At 38.1% G+C, this 13,751-nt stretch carries 9 protein-coding genes; all 9 read left to right on the top strand.

Going from position 1 to position 13,751, the window contains the following annotated elements; genetic code table 11:
• The first annotated feature begins 31 nt into the window (after positions 1 to 31).
• The 9 genes from AC0L3Q_RS20745 (at position 32) to AC0L3Q_RS20705 (ending at position 13,723) form a co-directional block, all read left to right on the top strand.
• Positions 32 to 4,519: an eCIS core domain-containing protein gene (locus tag AC0L3Q_RS20745; protein WP_473282532.1), complete on the top strand. Its 4,488-nt coding sequence runs from the start codon at positions 32 to 34 to the stop codon at positions 4,517 to 4,519.
• A gap of 26 nt (positions 4,520 to 4,545) precedes the next feature.
• The gene (locus tag AC0L3Q_RS20740) at positions 4,546 to 4,848 is read left to right on the top strand and encodes a hypothetical protein (protein WP_473282530.1); all 303 of its coding nucleotides are present in this window, start codon (positions 4,546 to 4,548) and stop codon (positions 4,846 to 4,848) included.
• Positions 4,849 to 4,858: 10 nt separating this feature from the next.
• Positions 4,859 to 5,524 (top strand): hypothetical protein, encoded by a 666-nt coding sequence (locus AC0L3Q_RS20735; protein WP_473282528.1) that lies wholly within the window; start codon positions 4,859 to 4,861, stop codon positions 5,522 to 5,524.
• Between the two features lie 34 nt (positions 5,525 to 5,558).
• Positions 5,559 to 7,997, top strand: coding sequence for a vWA domain-containing protein (locus AC0L3Q_RS20730; RefSeq protein ID WP_473282526.1), 2,439 nt, complete (start codon positions 5,559 to 5,561; stop codon positions 7,995 to 7,997).
• Between the two features lie 95 nt (positions 7,998 to 8,092).
• A complete protein-coding gene (locus AC0L3Q_RS20725) occupies positions 8,093 to 8,713 on the top strand; it encodes a hypothetical protein (RefSeq protein ID WP_473282524.1) in 621 nt (206 codons plus the stop codon).
• A gap of 67 nt (positions 8,714 to 8,780) precedes the next feature.
• Entirely contained in the window at positions 8,781 to 9,575 is a 795-nt protein-coding gene (locus tag AC0L3Q_RS20720) for a DUF6734 family protein (protein WP_473282522.1), read from the top strand.
• A gap of 35 nt (positions 9,576 to 9,610) precedes the next feature.
• Positions 9,611 to 11,275, top strand: a complete 1,665-nt coding sequence (locus AC0L3Q_RS20715; protein WP_473282520.1) for a DUF6734 family protein — start codon at positions 9,611 to 9,613, stop codon at positions 11,273 to 11,275.
• Positions 11,247 to 12,164 (top strand): DUF6734 family protein, encoded by a 918-nt coding sequence (locus AC0L3Q_RS20710; protein WP_473282518.1) that lies wholly within the window; start codon positions 11,247 to 11,249, stop codon positions 12,162 to 12,164. The genes AC0L3Q_RS20715 and AC0L3Q_RS20710 overlap by 29 nt, the downstream gene beginning before the upstream one ends.
• Positions 12,152 to 13,723: a contractile injection system tape measure protein gene (locus AC0L3Q_RS20705; RefSeq protein WP_473286990.1), complete on the top strand. Its 1,572-nt coding sequence runs from the start codon at positions 12,152 to 12,154 to the stop codon at positions 13,721 to 13,723. Before AC0L3Q_RS20710 ends, AC0L3Q_RS20705 begins: the two co-directional genes overlap by 13 nt.
• Positions 13,724 to 13,751: the final 28 nt, after the last annotated feature.

Raw genomic sequence — 13,751 nt, 5'->3', positions numbered from 1 at the left:
TATAGAGCTAAAGATCAGATGTAGATAAAATATGTTTTCGCCAAAAACAGCACATACCGCCAAGGACAATAACACGCCTTCCGTTTTTAAACCAAAAAACGGGGGTGACTTGTTTGTGCAACCCAAGGTAAAGGTAGGGCAACCAGGCGATAAATATGAAGTAGAGGCAGATCAGGTAGCTGATCAAGTGGTAAATAAACAACAACAGGGTGCTGCATCAAACATTACTGCCACTCCAGCTTCGGTGCAAACCATGTCCGAAGACGAGCAAATTCAGGAAAAACCCATTGCCGAACGTATCCAGCCGTTAACCTATTTGTCAGGAACTTCACCTCTTCAGCGTATGGAAGAAGAGGAGCCAGTACAGTTGCAGGAAGAAGAGGATGTACAAATGCAAGAGGAGGAAGAAGTACAGATGATGGCTGAAGAAGATGTGCAACTTCAAGAAGAGGAAGAAGTACAAGCAAGAGAAAACCCCGGAAATACAGGCTTAAATACTACGTCTAACATTGGTCGTGCCATTAGAAATACCAGAGGACAAGGATCTCCATTACCTGGGGGAGTACAAACTCAAATGGAATCTGGTTTTGGAGCTGATTTTAGCGGAGTAAGAATACATACCGGAAGCGAGTCTATTACGATGAACCAAACATTGGGAGCACAGGCATTTACCAATGGAAACGATATTCATTTTAATCAAAATCGATTTAATCCCGCGACTACTGAGGGCCAGACGTTATTAGCGCACGAGCTAACGCACACCATTCAGCAAGGGGCATCTGGTCCAGCGACTCAAAATGAATCTACAACAACGAATACTGGAGGAAGTCAAGTATCTTCTGAAGCAACCGAAGAACCTTCTACAACTCCAGTTGCCGAAGCAACCGAACTTACTGAAGCACCGCCATTAGAAGGAGAAGTGTCAGCGGAACAAGGGACTCAAGAAGCAGGAGTTGCTGGCGAAGAAGTGCAACCTACTACGCCGCGTAGTCCAGAGGAAGATCCCAATTTCCAACAGTTAGAGCAGCGCGTAGAAAATAGAGCTGAAGATCAGCAAGAGCATGAACCTGCTACTGCATCTGCCGGTAGTGCACAAGCAGCAGCGGTATCGCCACCAAACGAACGTACTGGTGGAGCACAAGCAGCTCAAGTGGATTCGATGGAAGAGCAGGAGGCTGGAACTTTTAGTGCAGAAGCATTCAAAGCGCAGTTGATGCAGCGCATCGAGAGTATGCAATTGCCAGCTAACGAAGAGGAAGCTGCCGATTTTGAAAATAACAACAATATTGATGAGGTTCGTGAAGCAGCTACTCAAGATGTACAGAGTGAACAGGCCGCTGCAGCAGGAGATATTGCTGCTACAACAGCTCAAGAGCCTAATACAGATGCAATACCAGAACGAGAGGTTACAGCACTACCTCCAGCGCCTATAGGTGGCACTCCTAACAGTGTAAGAGCGCAAAATGCAATGCCACCAGCTCGAGGTGAAACAGAAGTAAGTCAACCACTACAAGATAATATGTCTGAGGTGGATCAGCAGATGACTGAAAATGAAATTACCGATGAGCAGTTAGCTAACTCCAACGAACCAGAATTTGTAGGAGCACTAGATGCTACAAATGATGCCAGAGAAGACACCGCACAAGCTCCCGGACAGTTCAGAACCGAAGAACAAGGCGTATTGCAAGGAGCACAAAATACAGCTGAAAATAATAGTCAGCAAACCCTGGAAGGGATGCATCAGGATCGTGCTGGGTTACTGAATCAGGTAGAAGGGCAACAAGTACAAACAGGTACAACAGATACCGCAGAGCGTGAGCGTATTGCCGGCGAGATTAATACCATTTATGAGAATACCAAGACCGATGTAGAAACGATCCTTAGTGATCTGGATACGAGAGTAAATGATCTGTTTACGGCTGGAGCAGAACGTGCTAAGCAAGCTTTTGAAGATTATGTAGAGCGTAAGATGGATGCCTATCTCGACGAGCGTTATGGAGGGTTTGGTGGATTCTTAAACCGGGTTGGTGATGTCTTTACCGGATTGCCCGACGAGGTGAATCAATTTTTTGTGGATGGGAGACAAGTGTTTATCGATCGCATGGATTCGGTAATTACGAATATTGCTGATGTTGTAGCTACAGAGTTAACTGCGGCCAAAGATAGAATTACTAGAGGTAAACAAGAGGTGCAGGATTATGTAACGTCATTACCTCAAAACCTGCAAGATATCGGTCGCGAAGCGGCAGAAGGTATTCAGGAACGTTTTGATGAACTGGAACAATCGGTAGATGATAAACAAGATGAATTGATCGATAGTTTGGCCAATCAGTATAATGAGAGTCTACAAGAGGTGGATGCTCGTATCGAAGAGATGCAGGCGGCCAACCGCGGATTGATCGATATGGCTCTAGATGCAATAGGAGGAGTCATCCAAACGATCATCAATATCAAGAATATGTTGACAGAGCTGTTAAGTTCTGCACTAAGTGTTATTGCCACTATTGTCCAAGATCCAATAGGATTCTTAGGATTATTGATCGAGGGAGTTGGCCAAGGGTTAAATAATTTTGTGAGCAACATTCTTACCCACATGCAGGAAGGACTTATTGCTTGGCTTACAGGATCCTTGGGCGGTGTAGGGATCACCATACCAGATAATTTGTTTAGCCTTTCGGGAATTTTCGATTTGGTGGCTCAAATTTTAGGAATCTCATGGGATTTTGTTCGCAGTATAGCCGTTCGAGTACTTGGTGAACCTGTGGTAAGAGTCGTTGAAACTGCATTCGAAATCTTTACCATATTGCGTAACGATGGTATTGCTGGACTTTGGGAGTATATCAAAGAGCAGTTCAATAACCTGAAAGAAATGGTGATGGATGCCATACGAGATATGATCATCTCTAAGGTCGTTGAAGCGGGAATCAAATGGATACTAGGATTGCTTAATCCGGCGGGAGCATTTATCAAGGCTGCCATGTTGATTATTGATATTGTAAAGTTCTTTATCCAGAGGGGCAGCCAGATTATTGAGATGGTACGTGCCTTTATCGATGGAGTCAAAGCAGTGGCTTCGGGGAATGTAAGTGCTATTGCCAGCGCGATCGAAAACGCATTAAAGAAATCGATTCCGGTATTGATAGGATTCTTAGCCTCTTTATTAGGAATAACAGGGCTGACCCAAAAAGTACAGGAGATCATTCAAAAAATTCGTAAAAAGATAGAGGATGCAGTTGTAGGATTACTGAATCGTGTTAAGAATGCGGCAAAAAGATTGTTTAGAAGGTTGACAGGTAGAGGATCAAACCAAGATGAAGAAGGAGGAGAGACAAAGGGAGATGAGGAATTAGATGATTCGGTGGTTGGGAAGACTATTAATTTTACGGCAGATGAACAACAACATAGAACATGGTTGCAAGTAGAAGGAAATAATGTTGAGGTCATGATTGCCAGTACGCCAATGTCCGTTTCAGACAAGATAAATAGTTGGGAGTCTAGGGTAAATACTTTACCAGAAGACGATCAGCAAAGGGCTACAGGGTTGATAGGAACAGCCAGATCACAATACACGCAAACTAAGACCGAAGGAGAGCAGGCAAATCGAGAAATACAAGAGGCAGAAACTAGTAGTGATGCGCAAGAAATACAGCAAGCAGAACAAGCCGATCAAGAAGCAGAAAATGCACAGGAAACTTTAAAGTCTACGCTGCAACAACTGTTTGAAATTTTTGGAGATGAGGAGCTGGATTTGTCAGAATTTAGAGAGCAGTTTGAAGCACCTGGAAATGAAACGCATACGTTATTCTTTGAAAGAGAAGGAGAGGAATATGAGTTAATGATCGCTAGTGAGAAAAAGACCTTCCAAGCATTTATTAATGGATTACAAATTGATACTTCGAATGCGGATAAAGTTAATGCTAAAACACAATTATTGAGCCTAGTACAACAGTTAAGTACTTTGGTAGATCAGGACGATGAGAGTGTTAAAGATCAAATCCGAGAAATATTTAATCAAATGCTAACCCATACTAGAACTTTATTTGAAGTAGGGCAATCTTCTGTTCCAGTATTTGAAGCAGTTAATGCCGCAGGATTTGGTGTTTCTATGACTATAGAATACTTGTCAAAAGTACCGTATCCCGGTGTGCAAGGATCTAATCCTACTAGTGTAAATACTAATACCTATGAATCCTTGAATAAGAGAAGAACTGGAAATGGATCTTATTACATCAAAGGACACTTATTGAGTGAGAGATTGCATGGCCCTGGAATTTGGCCAAATTTAACTCCATTATCAAGAAGTGGTAATAGCAACCATGAAGGACAAATAGAAAACGCGCTAAAGTCTAAGACAACCGAGGCTTCAGGATCAGGGCAGGTATTCTTTTATAGAATATTTGCTAGTTATGATAGTGGTGTAAATGCTGGATTACTTTCTCAGTTAGCGGGATCTAATGATGTTGATAAGGAAGTAAAAGAGAAGTTGTACTTGCAGAACAGTTTGTTCCTACCAGACTGACTGCGACAGCTGTTGAACTTGATCCTATGACCGGCGAAGCTAAGGCTGGAGGAGAAAATCTCTCTGCCTCAATTACAAATGTAATTGATCAATCCAGTGGAGATGCTTATCAAGTACAGAATATAGGAAGGCCTGATATACCATTGAATTTGAGAACAGCGAATGAGAATGATTTGAAACACTTTTTTAGTGAAAATATCGCAGAGAATATACCTGTAGCTTTTGAATTGTATTCAATAAATACTTTAGAAGACTTGGCAAATAATGTCCCATTTCTAAGGTTGTCAAGATTGAATCGTTTAAGAAGCGAAGGAATAATTATCCTATAAATTTTATTTCATGGAGAAAAATAAAGAATCAAAATTTTTGGACCCTGTAAGGCTAATTGTAACATCAATTGCTAAAGCAAAAAAAGTGATGGTTAGTGAGAGAAATTCTTTGATTCCAACAAATTTAGAAGATCTTAATAAGTTTAAAAGTCTTTTGCCTATATCAGTAAATGATTTTTATTCTTGGCGGGATGGATTTACTTATGGTTGGTCTCCTAAGAGCAATGACAACCCAGATATTTATGGGAGAATAAACCTATTAAAATTAGAGCATCTATTTGATGAGACGGTAGTAAAACTGGATCAGAAAGAAGGGTATACATTTAATGGGAATTCTTCAGAGAAGATCGAATTAGATGGCGTTTTTCGACCGTTGGATTATTTTACTGATGAGGCTTGTGTAGGTTTCTTCAGTAACTATGGTTCATTAGATGAATTGTACTATCACGATTTTGGAATTTCCTTCTATTCATTAAAGATAGATTTCGAAGGATATTTCAAATTGCTCACGAAATCCTATGGTTACGCATATTGGCAACAAGTCATACTTAATAAAGAGTATAACTATGGTACAGATACTACCAATAGATTTAAAGAAGATATGCCAAACTTATTTCCAGATTTCGATTATGATGCTTTTATCGAGTTATATGAATCGTTACGAATTGATAAATAATAAAGACACACAATAACAAAACACACATAAGGTTATGACAACGACATTAGAGGCAATAACCACCAATTTTAGAAGGTTTACTCAAAATCAGGTGCTTACCGAAGGGCATCTTAACCAAATTGTAGACTACTTTGATGATCAAATACGATTGTCCAGAACCTGCCTTAGTGGTGTTGGTATTGTCTGCGGTTTTCAGGTAAGCTGCGATGAATCTACTAGCGAAATTACCATTACTCAAGGAATAGGTGTAACCACCGATGGAGATTTGATGCATCTTTTTGAAACCAAAGAAGATGGGACCTTATCTATTGATCTGGAATCGATCACTTACAAAGGATATCAAACCTACGATAACTCCCAGGCACAATACAGACCATTTTTTTACAGAGGGGAAAATCAAATTACACTTCGGGAATTGACCACAACAACAAGTGGAGAAGGGGTAAGACCTTTAAGTAATTTGGCTACGCTCAAAGATATGGTGGTTCTGCTCTATCGAGAGACTTATATCGAAGATGCAGATTTATGTACTACGCTGGGGTGTGATAATCAGGGAGAAAGCAGAGTTGTGAACCATCGAGTGTTGTTGGTAAGCAAAACGGATGCTGCTTATATCATTAGTCACGACCCAACCATACAAAAAACCAACTATGGTAAGTTGTATTATGAACTACCAGAAGTAGTCATGAACAAAGTAGTAGCTACCCCAGATATATTTGATACCTATGCAGACCTAAAACAAAGTTTTTTTGATGCCATAACCGAAGACAATACAGTTCAGAAACTGATAGATGGTTATACTACATTGTTAAATGAACTGGATGCACCACAATTACTAAGTGCTATACAAGATAAACTCGCGGAGCTTTTTGTGTTTTCGACAGCTCAAATTCCAGATGATTTTCAGTATCGGTATGACGCATTAAAAGACCAGGTTGATACCTATAACGAGATCAAACAGCTGCTACTCGACATCGATGTATCAGATTGTTGTGCGGGGTACGAAGACTTTCCTAAGCATTTGATGTTGGGAGAAGTAGAAAAATCTGGACCTTGCTACGAATGCAGACATGGATTTTACAAGTCACCGATACTTGCAGGTCTTACCTCTACAACATGCGATAGTTGTGCTCCCATAGAATTGGACTATGATATTGGTGATGCCGGTGATGATCCTATTTGTGAAGGAAGTGTAGATTCTGACGGGAACCGAAGTTATCACATCGTATTTGTGATGGACGAGTCGGGCTCTTTCAGCCGGGAACGTGAAAATGTGAGAAATGCCTTAAATGCTTATGTCGAATCAGTGCGAGATACCAATACATTTATCTCGTTAATTCCAATGTCTTCCAATAGAAATGATAATTCGTTGTTTAGTATTTATAAAAGAGCAACAGATCCAGCCACTACCCAGTGGATACAAACATATGCTACGCGTGGAGGAGATAATGATGATTGGAAATCCGGTTTGTTAAAAGTTCAGGAATCGATCTTGAATGATCCTACCATTCCTAATCCAGATATTGTAATTACCATTAATGACGAGACTAGTTTTCTGGAACGACAGATTGATCCTATCAGTGCGTTTAATGTGCTTTTAACTCCAGCTTCAGAAAACACCAAGCTATTCCTGTATATCTTGGATAACAATCCTGTAGGGCAGATCAATACTAATATCAGGAATATTATTCCTCCAACTTCGGTCCCTAGTGTAGATGGAGAAACCGATTTGGATACTGCAGATTATTTCTTGGCACAGAACTTTAGGGATTTGGAAGCTAAGATTAGAAACTTGAACGAGATTTTGATCAATTCTAACATCTTTTGTCCAGAAACTACAGAAGACGAAGTGGTCATTGACCGATTTAATCAGGAACTGGCCATATGTTATAGTAGCAGTAAAACTGAGCAGCGTCTTTTTACGCTAATCAAAAGATCTGCGCAACAATTGACCAATTATAATGCAGATTATAACTTTATAAAGATCACTCCAACTATGGATTTGGGGGTATTGAGTAAAAAAGCAATCCCATTTTATTATAATGTAGGAGAAAAGTTAATCGAATACTGGGATTTTGACAAGACTATTCGAGGTACACAAAAAACGAATTTGAGTTACCATGATAATTTGTTAGCTATCAAAAAGCCTTTAGAATTTTGTATCGATCACGATTTTTATCGAGTTGAAGGACATTTGGGGAGAAACTATACCGAAGTGGTGCAACGAATCAATACGATCAAAAAGGCAAATAGTTTAGGATTTAATGTGGTGGCATTACCAATAGAAAATGTTGATATTATTGGTGGAGATTTTAAATCATTCTATCTCAATCGCAACTTTGGGTTAGAGCATAAAGCAGGTGTGCCTCCAGGAGGAACATTGGTTCTGTTTTATTTACAAAACAGTCAATCAGATTCGCAGTTTTTGGTAAGTGAAGCAGATGTAGCTTTTTCAGAGGGGGAGAATTTTTAGAAACAGCAGCCTTCGAAATCGACCCTAGAACAGTAAATCCTATAGTTGCTGATTTTTGTTTGCCATACTTGTGTTGCGATGAAAATGAAGTAGAAGTGAGTCTTCCGGATGAGGTGATTTGTTTTGACGACGATACACAACCTATTCCATTCGATGTGGTTCCTAGAAATGCTGTAGTAAGAGCAGATGTACCTGCCGGTCTTGATGGAGGTGTGATAAGAAACTCAGATGGTACATACTCTTTTGATGCACGTAGGGTAAGCAGAGAATTACATGGATTTAGTATACGATTCATTGTGAATAATCAAAACGCCAATTTTGGGGTAAAAGTTTACGAAAAACCTGAACTAGGAGTTACCCACACTGTCGCGTACAGTAATAATGGAGCTACGGCTACAGTAACTTTTACGGTTACCGGAGGAGAGATCAATACGATAAATGAATTTAGATGGGATTTTGGAGATGGCTCTCCTATTTCCAATACACAGCCAAATGTACTGGGTCAGGTAGTAAAAGTATACAGCCTTCCGGTAAATCAGGCAAATACGGTTTCGCCAGTTTTAACTGTTACCAGAGGTTTTTGCAATGTAAATGTCCCGATAGAATCCATCACTTTTGATAGAGTACCCTACTATTATGGGTATACGGGTGATGTAAGAAGGCTCAATGCCGGGGATGATGATATTTTATCTATGTCTATAGGAGATTTATTATAATAGCTTGGAACAACTTAAAATCATATACAGTCTATCTACTTACCCTATCATCAATAACAGATGGAACATGGGAAATAAGCTTATGGACACCATTTATATGACGGCTGCGAGTATTTTGCACAGTAGTCTGTGGTACGATCATATCGAACTGTATGTAGATCAAATTGGGTATGATTTGTTAAGCGATTTACCATGCGATGTAACCTTAGTCAATTTTGAAGAGGATGCAGAGTTGTGGATGAAACCCAAGGTATACGCTATCCAAAATCAAAATCAACCTTTTGTACACGTAGATACTGATATTTTTTTGAAGGAGAATATTGCTTTCGAATTTGATAAAGTTTTAGTAGAACGCAAAGACATAGGTTTTCATAATTATAAGGAACTGGTACTTTTTTTTGATGCCTATAGCAAAGGCCTGAGGTTTTGGAACAATGAATTAAGATATGCCTGGGGGTGTGGTATTCTTGGATTTAAAGACCTGGATATAAGAGATGATTTTGTGCAAAGCTTCAAAGAACTTGAACACATTTTAACCATTAACAAAGCCGCATTTAAGAATTTTAAAAATAGCAGGGATCAGCAAGGATGGTACATAGAGCCTGGGTTGTTGTTAGAACAATATAATCTGGCCAGTTTGTTATCCGTCAAAAAAATTGAACCAACGGTTCTAATTAATGGAGAATCCCATGAGGAACAGTCTTCTTATGCCAACGGCCTTGGTTATGCACATCTTTTTGGAGCATCTAAATATCATCCCAAGAATGTAAGTAAAATCAAAGAATTACTAAAGGATAAATTCTTTACTGAATATAAGCAAATAGAAGAGAGAATGGCTTTTGCAGAACCAGCTCTTTTTTGAAAAAATAATAAACCAAAATAAGATATCTGTAATTGATGAATAGAATTGTATACAGTTTTTGGACAGCTCCACTCACAAAAAGGTGGAAGGAATATAGAGAGGGACTAGACCTCGAAGATATTATACAATCGTCTCTACGATGTTTGTACCTGTCTGTGTTGTATTCAAAAAAATGGGGGTTCGAAGTTGAAATTGTTACAGATCTGGATAGTGCTCCCTATTTTGAAAAACTGCCAATAGATGATTTGTCTACTGATCTTACTTTTTTAAGCTTTGAGGGAAGTTCATGGATCGAAGGTAAAATGTTGGCGATCTCCAAACAAACCAAACCCTTTGTGCATATGGATTGGGATGTGATGCTACGAAAAAAAGAAGTAGCCGCAATGATCAAAAACTGCCAGTCAGATGTGATTGTTCAAAGTTTGGATGATATTTCTTTTGATGAAAATGCAATTAGCGGGAACGAAGTTCGATGGGATCAAATTGAGAATTTTAAGTGGATTGTAGACAATAGTCCGTTTTATATCGAAGAACTGAATAGAACCCATTACAAAGTATACAATACGGCAGTAATTGGGTTTAACAATCTTAAACTTAGAGATGCCTACGTTAAAGATTTTCTGAAATGTTTACATATCAATCGTAGCTCAAACAAAATACGATTTTTCAATGCCGATATATCCAAAATCATTGATCAATATCTGTTGTATTGTGTAGCCAAAGCTCAAAAAGCAACAGTAGAAACGCTGCTACTAAAAAATGAACGGATTCAAATTGAAGCAAAAAGAATTGGATATACTCATCTTACCTTTTTAAGCAAATACACCAAACCGGTACAGCAACAGATCAAACATCTTATCGCCAACGAATTCCCAGAGTATGATCACTTGATAGGTGCTAAATCACTTTCGGATAATAAAATCAAAATTAGTTTGTGTACTGTGGTAATGAACCGTTTTGATCATCTGATTACCACCTTGAAACACAACCTGGAAGTGGTGAAAAAATTTAAAGGTAAGGTTGATATCAATGTAATTGATTACAACTCTACCGATGGACTTGAAGATTTTCTGTTTAGCCAGGATTGGTTTATTGAAGGAGTGAGAGAGGGACTAATTATTTATTATAAAAATTACACTGCCGAATACTATCATAGATCCCTTCCCAAAAATGTGGTTCATTACCTGGCTTTGGGGGAGTATTTAATCAATATTGATGCGGATAATTTTGTGAGTAGTAGTTATCTCAATTACTGTCTTTCAGTTATTGGAAAAGAGAAAAACTTCTTTTTACGTCCTTCAATTCTATGTACCGGAGGGTCTTTTGGTAGAATCATGGTCCATCGCGAAGATTTTAAGAAAATCGGAGGATATAACCTGAAGATAGAAACCTATGGGTACGAAGATACAGAGTTTACGTTGAGGCTAAGAAAGATGGGAGTGAGACAACTGGCAGCACCAGGTCATTTATGCAGTGATGTTATTGAACATGACGATGCCTTAAGAACTGTAAATGAACGGAAGCATGCAGAAACTGAAGCCGAAGAATACTCGCATGATGAGTCGGATCACCAGAATAAAAAAATAAACTTCGAATTGTATCCTAATAAAGACAAGGTAATCAATATCGAATTATTCAAAGTAAATCATAACAAAACAAAAATAAAGGTTCATGACGCCAGTACAATTACTTTGGACTAAGCCATTTGATCAAAATAACGATAAGTTTCAATCGTGTATTCATATGTTTTTGAGTGCTATGATGATCAAAAAGGTATATGGCGAAGTACATATAATGACAGATTATTATGGTAGAGAACTAGTTCGGCAACTGGAGCTTCCGTACGATGTGATTTATAACGAATTAGGGCAAATGAGTGAGCTTTCTTGTTTTGTGGATGCTAAAATTTTGGGATACAAAATGTTGGCAGATTTGCTACCAGGATATTTGTATATGGATTATGATGTGTTTATTACCAGGCCCATAAAAAATAAGGAGATTATCGTGCAATGCGACGAGGGACTAAACTCTCACCCGTATTGCTTGTATCACTACTTTTTGGATAAAGGAGTGAAATTTCAGTATGAGTATGCCAATGAGGATTTAAGGTTTTTGAATATGGGATTGTTTAGATGTACCGATAGAAAAATAATCTACGACTATTACGAAGCCTATTTCTCGACCATTTATCAAAATCAGTATTTACAGTTTGATGATTATCATACCGCTCAGCTTACGATGTTTTTGGAGCAGACTTATGTTTTCAAAACCATTCAAGAGCACGGTAAAACAGATCAGATTTATGAGTATTATCCCAGAAATAAACCTACCCACAATGATTATGTGTATTCGGTGAGTGATCATAAGTTAGATCATATTATCAAAAGCTACGTAGGGCGCTCTAAACATCTTGAAGAGAGTTTTTATATCGCTCCTTCAGACATTAATCATATCGATAAAACCGGATATACGCATTTGATGCACTACAAAGGAATGAAGGAAGTATCTACGGATGTTATAGAATTTGCTTTCAAAAATTACCCAAAAGAGTTTGCCAATTTAATGCTTAATATGAAATACATCTGCTAGATGAGTATCGAAAAAAACATATCATCAATAAAATGTATCTGGAGTTGAATACAACATCCAGAGAGCAGGCGTATGATATCAAAGATAATCTTGATGTGTTTTTGAAAGAAAAGATACTCCCCAAATTAGAATTGTATTTCAAGGATTTGGATCATTCATTTACTTCAGACAGCATACAAATTGAAAAATTGGATGTAGATCTAAAGTTTGATGGAGAATTATCATTTGATGAATTAGAGGAGACACTAATCAAAACCATAGAGAAAGAAGTAAAAAAGAAAATCAGTCAGCAGCAAGGAGTTCAAAAAGAAGAAGAATCTGGTTTTGTAAGTAAAGAAACAAGCAAGTTTAGATCATTCTTTTATTTTCTTGAAAAAGGAACAACCCCCTGGTGGGAACATCAACATCCTGAGACATTATTTAATGATTCTGAAATAGAGGAAATAATTGGTGTTTCTGGTTTTGAGAATAGACTGGTTGATAGTATTCAACACTCCAATAATAGACGAAGACTGATCAAACAATTTCCGGATAAAGTATTGATTCAGATACTGCAAAAGGCTTTTGCAACTACCAAGTATGTCATAACTTTTGATGAATTGTTTAGCCAAGAAATGCTGTCCTTTTTTAAAGAAGAAATTTCATATAGAGAGAAGGTCTGGGAAGAGATTATCATTTTCCTGATAACAAGAGAACCCAAAGCACTATATGCTAGATTAACCAACTTACAGCAACAACAAAACCGAGAAGAAAGATTGCGATCATTTTGGATAGAAAATACCATCAAAAGATTGTCTGAAACCGGAAAACTCTTGGAAATAGATAGCGATAATCAAAATGCAAATAGCTCAGGAAGTAAATCTGAAATCGATGATGCTATTGTGAACGCTAAAAATTTAAGAGATCCGAAAGAAGAGGAACTTCAGGAACCTATTCAAAACCAAGATAAGAAAAGAGAGGTGTCAGAATACCTTGAAGAGGAGGAGTTAACAGCTACAGAAAAGGAGTTTGAGATACCATCGAATATAGATTTCCTTAGAAACAACGAGATTCAAACTACCGAAGAAGCATCATACTATATCGCTAATGCAGGATTAATTGTATTACACCCATATTTAAAACACTTCTTTGAGCATTGTGAGCTTTTGGATAAAACTGATGAGCTCAAAAACAAAGAGCTAGCAGCGCATTTACTGCATTTTCTAGCCACCAAAAGACAGGGGCAACAGGAGCACCAAATGATTTTTGAGAAATTCTTGTGTGGGATACCTATTTATGCGCCTATTTCTAGAAATATTGAACTAACCGAACAACAAATACAGCATTGTGGAGATTTACTGCAAGCTACTTTAGATAATTGGGGAGTATTGAAAAATGCTTCAACCGATCTTTTACAGCATGAATTTTTACAACGCCCTGGGAAACTATTTTTAAACGGAGAGAATCCTAAAGTGGTTATAGAAAGAAAAACTCAAGATATTCTTTTGGATCGGTTGCCATGGAATATAAGTGTGATAAAGTTACCCTGGAAAGACAAACTCGTATTTGTTGATTGGTAGCATTTTAATAGATAAAAAAACAATACAA

The sequence above is a fragment of the Aquimarina sp. KJ22-3 genome (assembly GCF_055808215.1).
The sequence above is the reverse complement of the archived record's forward strand: the minus strand, read 5'-3'. Positions and strand labels throughout refer to the sequence as shown.

Bases quoted from the DNA above. Each gene is read 5' to 3' on its own strand.
- AC0L3Q_RS20745 (WP_473282532.1), top strand. From the start codon at position 32: ATGTTTTCGCCAAAAACAGCACATACCGCCAAGGACAATAACACGCCT.
- AC0L3Q_RS20740 (WP_473282530.1), top strand. From the start codon at position 4,546: ATGACCGGCGAAGCTAAGGCTGGAGGAGAAAATCTCTCTGCCTCAATT.
- AC0L3Q_RS20735 (WP_473282528.1), top strand. From the start codon at position 4,859: ATGGAGAAAAATAAAGAATCAAAATTTTTGGACCCTGTAAGGCTAATT.
- AC0L3Q_RS20730 (WP_473282526.1), top strand. From the start codon at position 5,559: ATGACAACGACATTAGAGGCAATAACCACCAATTTTAGAAGGTTTACT.
- AC0L3Q_RS20720 (WP_473282522.1), top strand. From the start codon at position 8,781: ATGGGAAATAAGCTTATGGACACCATTTATATGACGGCTGCGAGTATT.
- AC0L3Q_RS20715 (WP_473282520.1), top strand. From the start codon at position 9,611: ATGAATAGAATTGTATACAGTTTTTGGACAGCTCCACTCACAAAAAGG.
- AC0L3Q_RS20710 (WP_473282518.1), top strand. From the start codon at position 11,247: ATGACGCCAGTACAATTACTTTGGACTAAGCCATTTGATCAAAATAAC.